Source organism: Pyramidobacter sp. YE332, from assembly GCF_033060595.1.
Taxonomy (GTDB): Bacteria; Synergistota; Synergistia; order Synergistales; family Dethiosulfovibrionaceae; genus Pyramidobacter.
This window is the reverse complement of the sequence record NZ_CP133038.1, coordinates 1500466-1516744: the sequence shown is the minus strand read 5'-3', so window position 1 is coordinate 1516744 and position 16279 is coordinate 1500466. Positions and strand designations below refer to the sequence as shown.

Below are 16279 nucleotides of genomic sequence, written 5' to 3'. Positions count from 1 at the left end.
TTGAGAATATGAGAATTGGCATTATGCAGCCTTATTTTTTCCCCTACCTGGGCTACTGGCAGCTTATGAACGCAGTAGATAAATATGTCGTTTACGACGATGTCAATTTCATTAAAGGGGGCAGGATCAATCGAAATGCAATTTTAATGCAACAAAAGTCCGGAAATATCAACGTGATTTTGTCTGGCGCGAGCCCCAATAAACTGATTCGCGAAGTGGAGGTCAACAATCAACGCGTATTACAGACCAAATTGCTCCGCACCATCGAAATGTCGTATTCGAAAGCGCCGTATTATGCCAATGTTATGCCGATACTCGAAGATATCATTACGCAAACAGAAACCAATTTAGCTGAGTATCTTTTCTACTCTTTTCGAAGAGTTGGCGAATATTTGGGCATTACCACGGAACTCATCATGTCCTCTAAAATGGAGAAGGATTGTTCTTTGAAAGCCCATCATAAGGTGATCTCTATATGCAAAAAACTAGGCGCAACGGAATACTACAACTCAATCAGTGGTATCCCGCTCTATGTTCCTTACGTCGAAAAGTTTCAACAGTCGGGAATTGAGCTGAGCTTCCTTAAACTGCGCGATATTCATTATCATCAATACAATGATGAATTTGTTCCTAACCTGTCTATTATCGATGTGATGATGTTTAATTCTCGGGAAGAATGTCAGAACCTGCTTCAAGAATATGATTTAATCAAAGGGAGTGGAATCGAATTATGATCAATGTGTTTCAGCCTTCTCTTGGCGCTGAGGAACTGGCGCGGATTAAAGGAGTTTTTGAGTCCAACTGGCTGGGCAAGGGCAAGCTCAACGATGAATTCGAGCTGGGCTTTGCGGCGCATCTTAAGGTCGACCGCAAGCATGTGTTTACCACCAACTGCTGCAGCGAGGGGTTATTTGCTTCTATGCACATGTTCGACATCGGCCCGGGCGACGAAGTAATAATGCCCACTATCAGCTTTGTCGGCGCGGGCAACGCCGTGTGCGCTTCTGGCGCGAAGTTGGCGCTGTGCGATGTCGACCCCCGCACCCTCAATGTGCGTGCTCGTGATATCGAGACGAAGATCACTCCCAATACGAAGGCCATTATGCTCATTCACTATGGCGGCGTGCCCTGCGAGATGGACGAGATTATGGCGCTCGCCGAAAAGCATCATCTTTATGTCATTGAGGACAGCGCCTGCTCTGTCTCTTCCACTTACAAAGGGCAAGCCTGCGGCACCATCGGCGATATGGGGATGTGGTCTTTCGACGCGATGAAGATTCTGGTCTGTGGCGATGGTTCTATGTTGTATTTTAGGGATCCGGAACTTAAGGTCAAAGCCGAAAAATGGCTGTATTTTGGCTTGGAGAGCAAAAGTGGATATTCCAACAGCGTGGACAAAAAATGGTGGGAGTATGACGTGTCTTCCTTCGGTCATCGCGCCATTATGAACGACATCACTGCGGCCATGGCTGTGGAGCAGCTGAAGAAGCTTCCCGGTTTCATCACGAAGCGCAAGGCGATTCATGAGGAATACGACCGCCTGTTGGCCGATGTAAGCTGGCTGGATACGCCGCTCCCACTGGCTGCTGATTGTACCTCCTCCTATTATTTCTATCATGTTCAGGTCAAAAAAGCGCAGCGTGACGACCTCGCCAAGTACTTAAGAGAGCACGGCGTGTATACTACCTTCCGTTATTTCCCGCTTCATCGTGTCAGCCGCTACGAAATTAAAGGCAATTTCCCCAACGCCGACTATGCGGCTGAGCACACGCTCTGTCTGCCGCTTCATCAGAGCCTCTCCATGGAAGACGTAGCGACGGTGGTACGGCTGATTCATGAGTTTGGCAGAATCAATCACCTGAATGAATAGGGGCGGCGAACGATGAAAGGGATTATTCTGGCCGGCGGCTCGGGAACCCGCCTTTTTCCGCTGACGCGGGCGGTATCAAAGCAGATCCTTGCTATTTACGACAAACCGATGATTTATTATCCGCTTTCTACTTTGATGCTGGCTGGGATCCGCGAAATTTTGATTATCTCGACGAAGAGGGATATCCCGGCATTTCAAGAGCTTCTGGGAGATGGGAGGCAGCTAGGTTTGTCCTTATCGTATACCGTACAGGATAAGCCGAACGGAATTGCCGAAGCGTTTATTATTGGCGAAAAGTTTATCGGCGAGAGTCCAGTTGCTCTGATTTTAGGAGATAATATCTTTTATGCCAGAGGTTTTTCCGACATACTTGCCCAAGCGATGAAGCGGGTAAATGGAGCGACAATATTCGGGTATAAAGTCAATAATCCTTCCGAGTTTGGAATTGTAGAATTTGACAACGATTGGAGCGTTGTTTCCATCGAAGAAAAACCTAAACATCCAAAATCAAATTATGCGGTCCCCGGGCTTTATTTTTACGATAATCAAGTGGTGCAAATCGCTAAAGAGATTCAGCCGTCGGCTCGCGGTGAAAAGGAAATTACTGCGGTCAATAATGAGTACCTGCGGAGGGGACAATTGCGGGTAGAGCTTTTCGGCCGAGGAATGGCCTGGCTGGATACTGGAACTCACGACGGATTGTTGGAGGCGGCGAATTTTGTTGCGATCGTGCAGCGACGCCAAGGGCTATACGTCTCTTGTATCGAAGAAATCGCTTTCCGGCGCAAATTTATTACAAAAGAAGAGTTGATTGCTTTAGCGCAGCCTATGATGAAAACGGCGTATGGGAAGTATATCATGCGCGTTGCGGAGGAAGCTGTCTGATGAAATCCGTGCTTGTTACAGGAGGAGCAGGGTTTATCGGGTCCAACTTTGTACGCCATATTCTTTCTTATTCTTCCGATATCGAGGTTCTGGTAAATTTGGACGCCCTCACTTACGCAGGTAATCTGGAAAATTTAAGTAAGGTGGAGTCCGACCCGCGCTACCGCTTCGTAAGGGGAAATATCTGCGACAAAGTGTTGGTAGAGCGTCTGTTCGATGAGTATGACTTTGACACGGTTGTTCATTTTGCCGCCGAGAGCCATGTAGACCGAAGTATTGAAACGCCCGAGGTATTTTTTGCTACCAATATTATGGGTACCCAGACGCTGTTGGAAGTCGCAAAAAGGCGTTGGAAACTTCATCTTGGGGACAAATATTCCAGGGAATACCGCCGGGGTACGAGATACTTGCAAGTGTCTACCGATGAGGTATACGGTGCTCTGGGGGCTACTGGAATATTTACTGAGGATACGCCCCTCTCCCCGAATAGTCCCTATTCCGCGTCCAAAGCAAGCGCGGATATGATCGTACGCGCCTACCACGAGACTTATGGGTTGCCGGTAAATGTTACTCGCTGCTCCAACAACTACGGTCCATATCAGTTCCCGGAAAAGCTGATCCCCCTAATGATCAACAATGCTCTCCAGAACAAGCCGCTGCCCGTCTACGGTGACGGTATGCAAATCCGAGACTGGCTCCATGTGTCCGACCATTGTGCCGCCATTGCCACTGTTTTGAAAAAGGGGCGGCGGGGCAGGTGTACAACATTGGCGGTAACAACGAAAAGGCCAATCTTGAAATCGTGCGTTTGATTCTCAAGGAATTGGGGAAAAACGAGGAATTGATAACTCACGTGAAGGACCGCCCCGGCCACGACCGGCGATACGCCATCGACAACACCAAGATCACTACGCAGCTGGGGTGGTCCCCGGCTTATACTTTTGAGCAAGGAATCCGCGAAACCATCCGGTGGTATCTAACCCATACGGACTGGGTAAGGAATGTTACATCCGGTGATTATATGAAATATTATAATAAAATGTATCAGGGCAGATAAAATGGAGTTATTTGATATACGCTCCTGGGGCTGGCAGGACAACATCGCAAGGAAGCAATGTACAAAAAGGCGCGTATGATAAACATTGGAGTGAGGCTGGCGTTTGCCGTATGCCTCACTCCAATGTTTATCATGAAAAGTGTTTTTTTAAAGTATAAAATTCCATATCCTGTTCAGAAGCTTTCCGTGGTCGGGGCAAATGTCGTTTATCTGGTCTCCGAATTCGATTTGCTCTCTCTCGTGCAACCACAGTACTTTGTCGCCCGGGGCACGATCTGCGCTACGCGATCGATCCGGCCAAAATCCACGCGGAATTGGGCTGGCTGCCGGAAACGACGTTCGACGAGGGGATTCGCAGGACCGTACGGTGGTATCTGTCGCACAAGGAATGGTGGCGGCACATCATCAGCGGCGAATATCGGAATTACTATGCCAAGATGTATGAGGAACGCTGAAAAGTTCAACGCAAACAAGGCGCTTGCCCGGCAGGATTTTTTTCGGGTGAGCGCCTTGTTTTTTGACGGTTATAACTGAATTTTTTTATCGAGGAAATCTTGATAGCGCGCGCAGATGTCGTCTACCCGGTCCCCGAATTCGACCTGCCGCCCCTTGTGCAGCCACAACACTTTGTTGCACAAGGCGCGAACTTGCTCGAGCGAATGGGATACCAGAATGGTGGTCGCGCCGCCGCGGATGATCTCCATCATTTTTTCTTCGCTGCGCTTGCGGAACGCGCCGTCGCCGACGGACAGCACTTCGTCGAGAATGAGGATGTCGGGATCGACGAGCGAGGCGATGGAAAAAGCGAGGCGCGATTTCATTCCCGAGGAAAGCTGCTTGAACGGCCGGTCCTGAAAGTCGGCAAGTTCCGCGAAGCCGACGATCTCTTCGTATTTTTCGTTCATGAACTTACGGGTGTAGCCCAGCATGGCGCCGCGCAGGTGCGTGTTCTCGCGAACGGTCAGCTCGCCGTCGAAACCGCTGGCGAGTTCCAGCAGCGCGGCGATATTGCCGTGCGTGATCACGGCGCCTTCCGTCGGGGTCATGATGCCGGCGATCGCTTTGAGCAAGGTCGATTTCCCGGCTCCGTTGGCTCCGACGATGCCGAGCATATCTCCCTTTTTCAGAGAAAACGTGATATGCCGGTCGGCCCAGAACTCCTGAACGTGATAATTCCGCTTGATTCTGCGAATGACGTATTCTTTAAGCCCGATAGCTTTGAAGTCCCCGACTTTGTAACGGATCGAGACGTCGTTTAATTCGATGACTGACATGTCGATCACCCGCTACACGTAATAAAGGAATTCGGCGTTGTACCGGCGGTACATCCAACAGCCGAAAAGGACGACGACCGAAACGTCGAAAGCCATCAGAAGGTGGAAGCCGGCGTTGGGGACCCTCGCGTCGATGACGATCGAGCGGAAGTAGCGGATGAACAGATAAACAGGATTCAGCAGAAAAACGCGCTGAGCCATAGGGCTGAAGCTGTCGATGCTGTAAAAGATGGCGGACACGTACATGAGCAGCTGGGAAAAAATCGACCACAGATATTGAATGTCGCGGAAAAAAACGTACAGCGCCGACAGCACCAGGCCCATGCCGATGTTGAACAGCATCAGCAGCGCGACGGGATAGAGGAGAAAGGCAAATTTCCACGTGAAGACAATGTGGTCGAGCAGGCAAAAAATGAAGAAGACGACAAGAGTCAGGCCAAAATTGATCAGGGTCTGACAGTTTTTGGAGAGGAGAAACAGATACTTGGGGACGTTGACCTTGGTAAAAATCGCGGCGTTGCCGAGGAGCGAGGTCATGCCCTGCGACGTGGATTCGCTGAAATAGGCAAAAACCAGGTTGCCGCAGAAAAGGTACGTCGTGTAGTGCGACATGGTGCGTCCAAAAAAGTGGGTGAAGACAAGCCGCATGACCAGCAAGGTCACGAGCGGCGAAAGAATGCTCCATCCCATTCCGAGAACGGTTCGTTTGTATTTTTTCTTGAAATCGCGCTTCACCAGTTCCTCAAAGAGGAACTGGTGTTTTTTGTATTTTTCAAGCATGAGACGCTCCTTGCTTTGGCATGATATCTAACGGTTATGGGGATAGCTGTTTTCGAACTGAGCGGCGTTGTTCCGCAGCCGCTTTTTATGGCGGCTTCATATGTCCGGTACGAACGGTTTCCCTTACTTCGAATCTTCAAGACGGCCTGCATGGATCTTAAATTGGCAGGCGGCACGACGTGCTCATTATACGCAAGGTTCCGGAAAAATGCCAGTTTGCACCGATCGGATCCTGTTTTGTCGGGCGCGCTGGCGCGGCGTCCGCCGGTCGGTTCGTTTCACGGGCGCACCGCCGCGCGAAGTGGCGAGGCGCGGAAGGGAAAATTCTCTTCGGAAAAGACAACTGGTTGTAATTTAGACGATGGAAAAGCACTCTTGGTGATGTAACGGGAAAGGAGGTGAGAACGATGGCTGCACAGATTGTTCTTGCGAACTGCAAACTGCGGATCAAAACTAAGGCCGGCACGTTGGAGAACGGCGCCGACAAGGTAAAGAGCATTTCCCTGGCCGGCATCCGGGAAGGGGCCGAAGGCCAGCAGCTGCTCGACGTGGCGGGCGCGATCGGCACGGTGATCAGCAACCCGGTGCTGGAAGTGCTGCGCGTTGACGAGAACGTGGTTTCCGCCGAATAAGGCGGTTTGTGACGGGAAAAACGAAAGGAGGTGACGGGGATGCCCAAGACCCTTGCGATGAAATTCGGCCTGGCCAGCGGCGGCAAGCGCACCATTTCGGTATCCGATGTGAAGGACGATCTGAACGCGGAGACGGTGACCGGCTGCATGAACGCCATCGTCGGAGCCGGCGCGGCGTTCGACGACGCGCTGACCGGCGCGCTCAAGGCGGAAGTGACCGAGCGCACCACCACGGTGCTGCTGGATAACGAGTAAAACGGATAACGGATAAACCGAAAACAAGAGCGGCGCTCCGCGGAGCGCCGCCATAAAAATAGAGGCGCTGGAGAGTTTTTCCTTCCGCGCGCGATGACAAACGCCCGAGGCGAACGGACACAATGCGTTCGCTTCGGGCGTTTTTTTATGTCTGCGGCCGTGAAACTCTAAAAAAAGCGCCGGTCACGCCGGAGCCCAAAAGCTCGATGACTGTTCGGGGACGCCCCGAGTTTAGATATATTTCAAGAATCCCCGGATCGCGTATCCGCACATGTACTCTATTGATCGGAGCGCGCTCAGTCCCAGATGTTGCCGATAAATTTCCCATACGCCTCTGGCGGCGCGGAGCTTGCTGTGGTTGCGGGAGCCGGGGAGGATCAGGGTATCGGTCAGCGATTCCTGGCAGGCAAAGCAGTCGCACTCTTGGAGACACTGGAGCCAGCACAGGTAATCTTCGTGAATGGCGCGGGCGTCCATGGGGTACTTTCGCGCCAGTTCGCTGCGGAGCATGACGGTGGAGCAGCCGATGGAGTTCCATTTGATCAGATCGCCGCGGGCGATCCGCGGGGGAACACGCGACACTTTGCACAGAGTCCGCGCCGGGTAAGAAATCATGTTGTAGGCGCTGCACAGGAAGGAAGCGCCTTTTTGCTCCGCCAAGGCAAGCTGCCGTTCGAGCTTGTCGGGATGGAAGACGTCGTCGCTGTCGAGAAAAGCGATCCAGGGGGTCTTGGCGGCACGGACGCCACGGTTGCGGGAGTCGGCGGCGCCGAGGTTTTGCCGGTTGCACAGGACTTCAAAACGACGGTCACGCACTGCGTAGTCGTTGGCGATCTTTAACGTTGCATCGTTGCCTTCCGGGCCGTCGACGATGACGAACGCGCGCCAGTCGGGGCAGGTTTGGGCGATCAGGCTGTCGAGGGCGAGCGAGATCGTTCTTTCCGCCTTCGAAGCGGGAATAATGACCGAGCAAAGCGCTGGATTCATGCTGAACCATCCTTTGCGAACAAGAATCGTTTTGACGAAAAGCAAAGTGGAAGTCAGTATCTGATTGAAGTCAGTATCTGCAAGATTTGTTCATTATACGAAAAGTTCCGGAAAAATGCCAGTCGAGCCCTGAGCCGGGAAAAGTCGCTGTGCATATTTGAAATTCTTCAAGGTAAATGCAACGCAACATCCGGTACCCCGTTGCATTAAATCTGAATTAAAAGAAGCTTGCATTTAGTCTGAATTGATGAAAGACCTTTCTTACGAGACAACAGATCTCGGAAAGGAGTTCATCATCATGAACAAACATTTGACTCTGGCTGAAAGAAAAGCCATTGAAAGCGCCCTCAACCGGCGAGAATCTCTCAGAAGTATTGCCTCAACAGTTCTGAAGTCGCCGAGTACGATCTCCAGAGAGATCAGAAAACATGCAGAGACTGTCTTCAAAGGCTGTTATGGCCGGACAGCAAACTGCTGCCTTCACCGGTATGACTGCTCCGTTACTTCCCTTTGTAACACCTCTCCGAAATGCCGTTCACTGTGTTTCCGGTGCTCAAGATGTAATACGATGTGTCCTGACTTTAAGGAGGAGGTCTGCCCGCAGCTTTCGGTTCCTCCGTATGTCTGTAACGGCTGCCCCAACCGTCACCGCTGCACTTTAAAAAAACGGATCTATTCTGCTAAATCTGCAAATGACTCTTACGAGAAAACTTTGCATGAGGCTCGTGAAGGCTTCAATATCTCCGATGCCGAGCTTGCAGATATTGATTCTTTTTTCTCTCCTCTCATCAAACAGGGGCAGTCTCTCTATCATATTATCCGTAATAATCGAGATACTGTTCCCTGTTCTGAAAGTACCGCCAGACGGCTCCTGCTTTCGGGTATTTTAGAGGCACGGAAAATAGACTTGCCCCGAGCTGTCCGTTTTAAGAAGAGAAAGGGAAAAAGAAATAACATGAAGGTGGATAAAAAATGTCGTGAAGGCCGTACCTACAATGATTTTCTCTCTTTTTCGGAGAAACATCCGGACATGCTTATTACCGAAATCGACAGTGTCGTTGGCACCACAGGAGGAAAAGTTCTTCTGACTGTCATCTTAAGAAACTGCAACTTTATGCTGGCTTTTTTGAGAGATAAAAATACTGCTCAATCTGTTGAGCAGATTTTTACAATGCTCTTCACTCTTCTGGGCAGGAAACGCTATAAGTCCATGTTTCAGGTCCTTCTTGCTGACAACGGTACAGAGTTTTCCAATCCGACGGCTATCGAAAAAGGTCTGGACGGAGAAAGAAAATCATATATGTTCTATTGCAATCCACAAGCACCGCAGGAAAAACCGAAGGTTGAAAATAATCATACTCTCATTCGAAGGATCCTTCCCAAGGGAACAACTTTCGACAATTTATCCCAAACTGATATCAACCTGATGATGTCTCATATAAACTCATACGAGAGGAAAAAATTTAACGGAAAATCTCCTGCAGAGATCTTTATCAACCTGTATGGCGAGGACGTATTGCATTTACTCGGACTCGAACTTATTCCGCCACAGGATATCTGTTTAAAGCGGACTCTTCTCGCCGGTAAATAACGGCTCCTTTTTAATTTCTTGATTGCATTAACTCTGAACTGAAAATTTTGCTTTCAGTTGAGGATCACTTTTGTATGCACTTTTTTCGGACAATTTCCTCGTAACAGCTTTTCATCCCCTTGAATTTGTTCCGTTAGCGCAATCTTGATCGTTATTATGTGTTCGTAATGACTGCTTGCTGCTTTTGTCCTGTCAAAGTAAATGCAACCCCGTCGCATTTACTTTGACGAGGTTGCATTTACTCTGAAAATTTACCCGCTGTGCATATTTGCCGGCCGTAATGTTCCACGTGGAGCTTTTTACTGCAATGTCCTGCAAAATCCGGGCTTTTCCCCTCGCGCAAAAATGCGGGCGCTGTCCGGGCCGGAAAAAAAGAGGCTGTCCCAAAAAGTCGATGGGAATGAAGACGACGGAGAGACGCACGTTGGAGCGATGGGAGCGTATTGATGAAGTGAAGGTCGTAAAGTCGAACTGACGAGTTTTAAGGGTTTCATCGGCGCGGAAAGCGGGGAGGAGCGATCATTGGAAAACGGTCCTAAGCTCTCGTTTTTGCCGTCGCGCCAGAAAATCTAATGAGGTTATCCTTGATGGATAGTAAGACGAGAAGTCTGTGATGCATGGGAATCTGAACTTGTTGATTTTGATTTTGACTAACATGTTAGCCAAAATCAAAATCAGAACTTTGCTTTGCGATTGTATTTGAATTATAATGATTTTATCCATGAAAGGGAGGTTATAGACTTATGATCAAGCGGGAGCGGTACATGGAGCGTATCCGGCCGTTCATCGGCAATGAGCTTATAAAGGTCTTGACTGGTTTGCGCCGTTCCGGCAAGTCCGTCATGCTTGAGCTGATTCAGGATGAGATCCTGAGAATGGGGGCTTCGCGAGAGCAATTTGTCTCAATCAACTTTGAACAAATGGACAACGCCGGACTCTGTACCGCCGAAGCGCTTCACGAGGAATTGAAACGCAGGATTTCCGGGATTCGCGGCAAGGCGTATCTGTTTCTGGACGAGATTCAGGAGGTCGAACGCTGGGAGAAATGCGTCAACTCCTGCCGCGTTGATTTCGATTGCGACATCTATATCACGGGCTCCAATGCAAAATTGCTTTCGGGGGAGTTGGCGACTTATCTCGCCGGTCGCTATGTCGAATTTGTCGTCTATCCTTTCTCGTTCGAGGAGTTTCTCGAGATGTCGCGGCAGAGAAATCCGGGACTGGGAGCTGCGGAAGCTTTTCGCAGTTATATCCAGCTCGGAGGCATGCCTTTCCTGACTCATCTGATCGAGAACAGAGAGGCGTGCGCTTAGTATCTTCGCGAACTCTACAACTCCGTGATTCTGAAAGACGTCGTGAGCCGCGTGCGAATTCGCGACGTGGATCTTCTGGAACGCATTGTCGCTTACGTTGTCGCCAACGTGGGACATCCTTTCAGCGCGTACGCTATTTCCAAATACTTCAAGAACGAGAAACGGGCCGCGGCTCACGATACGGTTCTGAACTATGTCAGAGCCTGCACGGATGCGTTCCTTTTCAACAGGATAAGCTGCGCGGACCTTATCGGTAAAAAAATTCTCTCGGTCAATGAAAAATATTACGTTGCCGATCATGGCATTCGCGAAGCTGTTTACGGTCAAAATATGAGAGACGTGGATCAAGTGCTGGAAAACATCGTCTGTACGGAAATGCTGCGCCGCGGCTACAGCGTCAACGTTGGCCGAAACGGTGCGAAAGAGATCGATTTTGTCGCCAGCAGGGGAGCCAGCAAGCTGTACGTGCAGGTCGCCTATCTGCTTGCCGGCAGGGAGACGGTCGAACGCGAGTTTGGCGCGTACAAAGGGATCCCCGACAATTTCCCCAAATATGTCGTTTCATCGGACGAGTTCGATATGGGGCGAGACGGCATCAAACACTTCAATATCCGTGACTTTTTGCTGATGAAAGAATGGGATTGAGCGCGTCGTCATAAAGGATCGCTTCGCGGCGAAAACGTCTGGAGGAGCGGAGAAGAACCGGTCGATGGCGCAAGCGCGAGGATGGGACGCTGATTTCTTTCGGCGATCCGTTCTCGCGCTTTCATGTTTGCGGAGGCTGCCGACACATGTAGAACGGTGCGTCCCTGTCGCTGCGATCGGCGTGCATGGTTTTTCCTTATGGAGAGCCAAAGAGCGGGAGCAGACAGAATGCCGTGCTGATATGCGATCAGCAGATTTACTGTATCATTGGCGTTCAAAAACGAACGTATTTTTTGTGAACTTCTTCATAAAATATAAGAGGTCTCTCTTGATAAGAAAAAACAGTTCTGATAAAATAAAAAATAACTTATTGGGTTTATCGTTTCAATGAGGCTGAGAGTCGTGTTTAAGTGATGGGGAGGCCGGCGCGATGCGAAGCGGAAAACGCAGACGAAGAGGAATGACGCTTGTCGAGGTTCTGACGGCGCTTCCTCTTTTTGTTTTGCTGAGCGGCGGCGCCCTTTTCGTCATGCAGAATGCCGTCGAGTCCTTCCACCGCAGCGAGGATTATGTCTCAGGGGCCGGCTGGAGCAGCGCGGAACGCGTTTTCGCTTTTCTGGAAACTCCGGTGAAGCATTGCGGCGTCGGACTGCCCAAACGTTGGCAGGCGGATCTGTTTTCGCCCCCGCTGCCGCTGTACTCCATGCCGGCCTGGTCGCTCTGGCAAAAAAACGTTTCCGTCGGCGACTCCGTTGACGGATACGGTTTCCGCTCCGCCGGCGCCGGCTGGGGGAACACGCTCCGTCTCGTCTCCTGCATGCCGACGGGGAATGTCGTGCTGAAAGAGCTCCAGGCGGAAGCGAACGTTCCGGTGAAAAGTCTTTTTTCCGGCGCCGTCAAAGAGGAAAATACGACGGACGCCAGGCTGTCGGTCAGCTGGCTTTTGTTCCCGGGGACGGAGGTGCCGGTGCGGATCGTCCGCGAGGCGGCCGGCGAATCTCCGACGGTGACGGCGCGGGCACCCCTTGCCGTGCCGTGGGGAACGCCGGTCTGCCGGCTTCTGGCGATGAAGGTTTTCGTTAAAAATGGAACGGTCTATGTCGATTATCATGACGGCAGTCATGAACAGCCGATGTTTCATGGCGTGCAGGCGCTGGGGTTTCGCCTTGACGAAGAGCGGCGTCTGCTCGGCGTCAAAGTGCAGTTCGCCGCCGGAGAAAAGGCGCTGGAGGCCTCGCGGACATGGAAGCTCGGACTCTGAAGCGGCGGGGCAGCGCTCTGGCGGTCCTGCTGATCGTCGTCTCGGCCCTGGCCGGAATGCTGGCGCTGGAGTACGCGCGCTGGCGCGGGCTGCAGCGGAGCGTCGGCGATTCCATCCTGCAGGCGAAGCTTGACGCGGCGGCGCGGGACGCGCTTGAACGCGCCACGAGGTGGATTTTTCAGCGCAAACCGGAAAACCCGCGCGGAGGATACGGGATGATGCCGGTTTCACCTGCGGCCGGCCCGGAACAGCTGGAGATCGCCGTGCCGCCGGACATCGGACGGTTCTCCACGGCTGACGCGGAGGTGGAGAGTCGCGTTCAGTGGTGCCTTTTTACCGTTTCTCCCTCTTTGAATGTGAATTCAAGGGTCGCCGCGTATCCGCCCGCGGTGGGCGGGATGTGGCCGGACGGCGAGCCGCCGCTGTTTTTTCGCCAGTCGTACGCGCAGCTTCAGGCGAGGCAGGCGGGACGCCCGCTTTTTCAAAAAGGGGCCTGGCGCGTTGCGGTCACGGCGCGTCCTCGTTTACCGGCGGCGGACGCGCTTCATGCCGTGACGCTCGAGCGGGTTGTCCTGGTGGAACGATGATGCGGCCGGGATTTCTCGGATTTCTCGCGGTCCTGTTTTTGTTTTCGGCGGAAAGTCTGCGGGCCGAGGCGCCGGCGCTGCCGGTAAACCGGCGGGAACTTTCCAGTTTCTCGCGGAATTCGGAGTGGGAACTGACGGGGACGCCTTTGCTCTTCCGGGAGAACGGACGCCGCGGCGGTTACGTGCCGCTGCGGCGGGAACGCCCAAGTCCCTGCGGCGACGAGGGCAAGATACAAAAGCGTCTCTTCGGCGACGCGTTCGAAACGGAACGGATCATCTGGGAGTCGTCCGTCGGATCGCCGCGCCGGGTGCTCGTCGTGCCGTGCGGGCGCGACGGGCCGGCGGCGGGGGAGCTGCGCCCGCTTGGTGGGTACGACCCCGCGGCGGGAAATTACTTCGGCGTCGATGAAGCGCTCTGGGACGAGTGGCGCGCCCGGCTGCGGGACGCGTCGCCGGGCGCGCCGTTTCCGGCCGCCATGGTCGACGCGGAAAACTCTCTGTACGTCCAGACCGACGACGGGCTGATATGCGCCTTCGACGCGGCGACGGGAAAAGAACGCTGGGCTTTTGCGCCGCCGCAGCTCTGCTGGAAAACGCGGGCGGAGGCCCTGGCGCGGGCGAGGTCCCCGACGGAGCTGCCCTGGCTGACGGCCGGCGGTTTGACGGCGGAGCGGGTGACCGTTTCCTCGCGGGAACGGATTTTGCTGTGGGGCAGTTTGGGGCCGGGGGCCCGCGCCCTTTTCTGCCTCGACGTGACCGATCCCCTCGCGCCTTCTTTTCTTTGGGGGCGCGAGGATCTGGCAAACGGCGACTGTCTCTGCTGGGGCGGCGTCGAAGACGGCTGTTCGCCGCTCGGGTATGCCGCGGCGGCGCCGCTGGCGTTTCCCCTCGCCGGAAAATGGTCTCTGCTGGTGCCTTCCGGCGCCGGCGCGCGCGGGCGGCTGCTGAGCTACGACGCTTTGAGCGGGAAACTGACGGGGCAAAGCGAGGGCGACGGCGACGCGGAACTTTGCCTGCCGCCGCTGGCCCTGAACGATTCTTCCGGGCGCTTGCAGCGTGTGGCGCTCTGCGACAGCCGCGGCGGCGTGCAGATTTTTCTGCGCCAGGTGGAAGGTTTTCGTTTTTCCGAACGGATCGATCTGGAAAAGATAACGCTCTTCGATGAGTTGGATTTTTGTTTCGCGCCGATCCCCTGCCTTGTGCCCCGGGGGCTGTGGCTGGCTTTCGTCGGCGGGAACGGCGCGGACACTCTGGTCGCGGCCGCGCCGGCGGGGCTGAAAAGTCTGCGCTGGAGCGCGGCGCCCTGGCGCGGCAGCGGCTGGGGCTGGTGGCTGGAGCTCAAAGGTTTTCATGACGTCGTCAGCGCGCTTTTCTATGACGGGCTGCTCTACCTCTTGGGCCGGGAGGAGGAGCGCCGCGTTTTGCAGGTCGTCGATCTGACGCCCGGCAGGCTCGCGGCTGCGGAAACGCTCTCCGACAAGGCGGCCGCTCTGGCGGTCCGGGACGGCAAAGTCGTGGTGCTGGAAAACGGCGCGGACGGGCCGGCTGTCGTTCCCGTCTCGTCGGTTCTGCCGGCGCCGTCGTCGGGGATCTATTACACGCTCTACAGGTAAGGAGATGACGTCTATGACGCTTGGGGAAAGCGGCGCTCTGCCGCCGTCCCGCGTGGCGCTGGCCAGGCTGCATCCTGCGCCGGAGGCGCTGGGGCTGATCTCGTTCGAAACGGCGGCGCGGCTTTGCGTCCTGCCGCTGACGATCGCTGCCGACGGACATCTGCGCGTCATGGCGGAGGAGCCGCGGCGCCTGCCCTGTGCCGATGAACTGCAGACGCTGACGCGCCGGCGGGTGGAGCTGGTCCCCTCGACCGTTCCCGACCTCGCGGCCGAGATCCGCCGCGCCTATCAATTCTCGGGACGCATCGCCCGCCTCTCCGCGGATTATCTGCACGACGAGAGGAACGACGAAGCGGCGCCGGAACGTCTGGACGACGCTTCGCCGGTTTCCCGGATCGTGGAGAGCATGATCGCTCAGGCGATCGGCGAACGCGCCTCCGACATCCACGTCGAGCCGGGCGAAAAAGAGTCGCGGGTCCGTTTCCGCATCGACGGCCGGCTTGTGGACGCGGTCCGTTTTCCGGCGGCGATCCACCGGGCCGTGACGGCGCGCGTCAAGATCATGGCGGGGATGGACATCGCCGAAAGCCGTCTTCCTCAGGACGGCCGCATTTTACGGGACGTCGACGGGCGCAAAGTGGATCTTCGCATTTCCACGCTTCCCTCCGTCCACGGCGAGAAAACGGTCCTGCGCCTCCTCGACCGGGAGCGGGCGCTGCGCGGGCTCGAAGGACTGGGCTGCGAGGCCGCAGAGCTGGCGCGGATCAAGGATCTGCTGAAGGTCCCCAACGGCGTCATCCTCAACACCGGCCCCACCGGCAGCGGCAAGACCACGACGCTGTACGCCATGCTGGAGCGGCTGAACCTTGCCGAGTTCAACGCCGTGACCGTGGAAGATCCCGTGGAGTACGACATTTCCGGCGTCACTCAGGTGCAGGTCAACGAGCGCAGCGGGCTGACCTTCGCCGCGGCGCTGCGTTCCATCCTGCGCCAGGATCCCGACATCGTCATGCTGGGAGAGATCCGCGACGGCGAAACGGCGCTGCTCGCCGTCCGCGCCGCGCTGACCGGTCATGTCGTCTTGAGCACGCTGCACACCAACGACGCCGCCAGCGCGGCGCTGCGCCTGATCGACATGGGCGCGCCTGCCTTCCTCGTGGCCTCGGCGCTGCGCGGCGTGATGGCTCAGCGCCTGGTGCGCAAACTCTGCCCTCATTGCCGGCAGCCGTACGCGCTGCCCGAACGCGAATGCGAGCGCCTGGAGCTTCCGCGCGGCAGCGTGTTTTACCGGCCTGTCGGCTGCCCGCGATGCGACGGCCGGGGATATGCGGGACGGACGGTGATCTTTGAGGTCCTCGCCGTCGACGAAGAAATCTCCGCTCTGATCGCGCGCGAGGAAAGCGTCTCCAGGCTGCGCGAGGCGGCCGTCCGCAAGGGCATGAGGACGCTGGAGCGCGGCGGCATCGCCAAAGCGCTGGCCGGCGTGACGAGTTACGAAGAAGTTTTCGGCGCCATCGACGTGAGGTGAT

The 16279-nt window shown here is 54.7% G+C and carries 16 protein-coding genes and 1 pseudogene; 14 read left to right on the top strand and 3 right to left on the bottom strand.

All coding sequences use genetic code 11. The features are described from left to right. Positions 1-8: 8 nt before the first annotated feature. The 5 genes and pseudogenes from RAH42_RS07165 (at position 9) to RAH42_RS07145 (ending at position 4267) form a co-directional block, all read left to right on the top strand. Positions 9-734, top strand: coding sequence for a WbqC family protein (locus tag RAH42_RS07165; protein WP_317539140.1), 726 nt, complete (start codon positions 9-11; stop codon positions 732-734). Beyond that, positions 731-1870: a DegT/DnrJ/EryC1/StrS family aminotransferase gene (locus tag RAH42_RS07160; protein ID WP_317539139.1), complete on the top strand. Its 1140-nt coding sequence runs from the start codon at positions 731-733 to the stop codon at positions 1868-1870. Before RAH42_RS07165 ends, RAH42_RS07160 begins: the two co-directional genes overlap by 4 nt. Before the next feature lie 12 nt (positions 1871-1882). Then, positions 1883-2755 carry a glucose-1-phosphate thymidylyltransferase RfbA gene (gene rfbA, locus RAH42_RS07155; protein WP_317539138.1) on the top strand — a complete coding sequence of 291 codons (873 nt, stop codon included), beginning with the start codon at positions 1883-1885 and terminating at the stop codon, positions 2753-2755. Then, positions 2755-3812 (top strand): annotated as a pseudogene (rfbB, locus tag RAH42_RS07150) (dTDP-glucose 4,6-dehydratase). The gene rfbA and the pseudogene rfbB overlap by 1 nt, the downstream one beginning before the upstream one ends. A gap of 164 nt (positions 3813-3976) precedes the next feature. Further along, positions 3977-4267: a GDP-mannose 4,6-dehydratase gene (locus RAH42_RS07145; protein WP_317540250.1), complete on the top strand. Its 291-nt coding sequence runs from the start codon at positions 3977-3979 to the stop codon at positions 4265-4267. Positions 4268-4336: 69 nt separating this feature from the next. On the opposite strand, the gene RAH42_RS07140 is transcribed toward RAH42_RS07145, so the two are convergent. Next, entirely contained in the window at positions 4337-5086 is a 750-nt protein-coding gene (locus RAH42_RS07140; RefSeq protein ID WP_282012822.1) for an ABC transporter ATP-binding protein, read from the bottom strand. A gap of 12 nt (positions 5087-5098) precedes the next feature. Continuing rightward, entirely contained in the window at positions 5099-5866 is a 768-nt protein-coding gene (locus RAH42_RS07135; RefSeq protein ID WP_317539137.1) for an ABC transporter permease, read from the bottom strand. A gap of 407 nt (positions 5867-6273) precedes the next feature. Here RAH42_RS07135 and RAH42_RS07130 point away from each other — a divergent pair, with 407 nt between their 5' ends. Both RAH42_RS07130 and RAH42_RS07125 read left to right on the top strand, forming a co-directional pair. Continuing rightward, complete coding sequence (locus tag RAH42_RS07130; RefSeq protein ID WP_078016896.1) at positions 6274-6498, top strand: DUF1659 domain-containing protein; 225 nt, start codon at positions 6274-6276, stop codon at positions 6496-6498. Positions 6499-6537: 39 nt separating this feature from the next. Then, the gene (locus tag RAH42_RS07125) at positions 6538-6753 is read left to right on the top strand and encodes a DUF2922 domain-containing protein (RefSeq protein WP_078016895.1); all 216 of its coding nucleotides are present in this window, start codon (positions 6538-6540) and stop codon (positions 6751-6753) included. Between the two features lie 231 nt (positions 6754-6984). Here RAH42_RS07125 and RAH42_RS07120 read toward each other — a convergent pair whose 3' ends face one another. Next, the gene (locus RAH42_RS07120; RefSeq protein WP_078016894.1) at positions 6985-7740 is read right to left on the bottom strand and encodes a glycosyltransferase family A protein; all 756 of its coding nucleotides are present in this window, start codon (positions 7738-7740) and stop codon (positions 6985-6987) included. Positions 7741-8308: 568 nt separating this feature from the next. Between RAH42_RS07120 and RAH42_RS07115 the strand changes: the two genes are divergently transcribed. The 7 genes from RAH42_RS07115 (at position 8309) to RAH42_RS07085 (ending at position 16278) form a co-directional block, all read left to right on the top strand. Further along, complete coding sequence (locus RAH42_RS07115; RefSeq protein WP_317539136.1) at positions 8309-9331, top strand: IS30 family transposase; 1023 nt, start codon at positions 8309-8311, stop codon at positions 9329-9331. Positions 9332-10074: 743 nt separating this feature from the next. Further along, entirely contained in the window at positions 10075-10644 is a 570-nt protein-coding gene (locus tag RAH42_RS07110) for an AAA family ATPase (protein ID WP_205948277.1), read from the top strand. 24 nt (positions 10645-10668) lie between these two features. After that, positions 10669-11289: a DUF4143 domain-containing protein gene (locus RAH42_RS07105; protein ID WP_205948278.1), complete on the top strand. Its 621-nt coding sequence runs from the start codon at positions 10669-10671 to the stop codon at positions 11287-11289. A gap of 460 nt (positions 11290-11749) precedes the next feature. Next, positions 11750-12550: a hypothetical protein gene (locus tag RAH42_RS07100; protein ID WP_078016458.1), complete on the top strand. Its 801-nt coding sequence runs from the start codon at positions 11750-11752 to the stop codon at positions 12548-12550. Further along, on the top strand, positions 12532-13137 hold the full coding sequence (locus tag RAH42_RS07095) for a hypothetical protein (protein WP_078016459.1): 606 nt from the start codon (positions 12532-12534) through the stop codon (positions 13135-13137). The genes RAH42_RS07100 and RAH42_RS07095 overlap by 19 nt, the downstream gene beginning before the upstream one ends. Next, on the top strand, positions 13137-14750 hold the full coding sequence (locus RAH42_RS07090) for a PilC/PilY family type IV pilus protein (protein ID WP_168170065.1): 1614 nt from the start codon (positions 13137-13139) through the stop codon (positions 14748-14750). The genes RAH42_RS07095 and RAH42_RS07090 overlap by 1 nt, the downstream gene beginning before the upstream one ends. 13 nt (positions 14751-14763) lie before the next feature. Beyond that, positions 14764-16278: a GspE/PulE family protein gene (locus tag RAH42_RS07085; protein WP_078016461.1), complete on the top strand. Its 1515-nt coding sequence runs from the start codon at positions 14764-14766 to the stop codon at positions 16276-16278. The last annotated feature ends 1 nt before the right edge of the window (position 16279 follow it).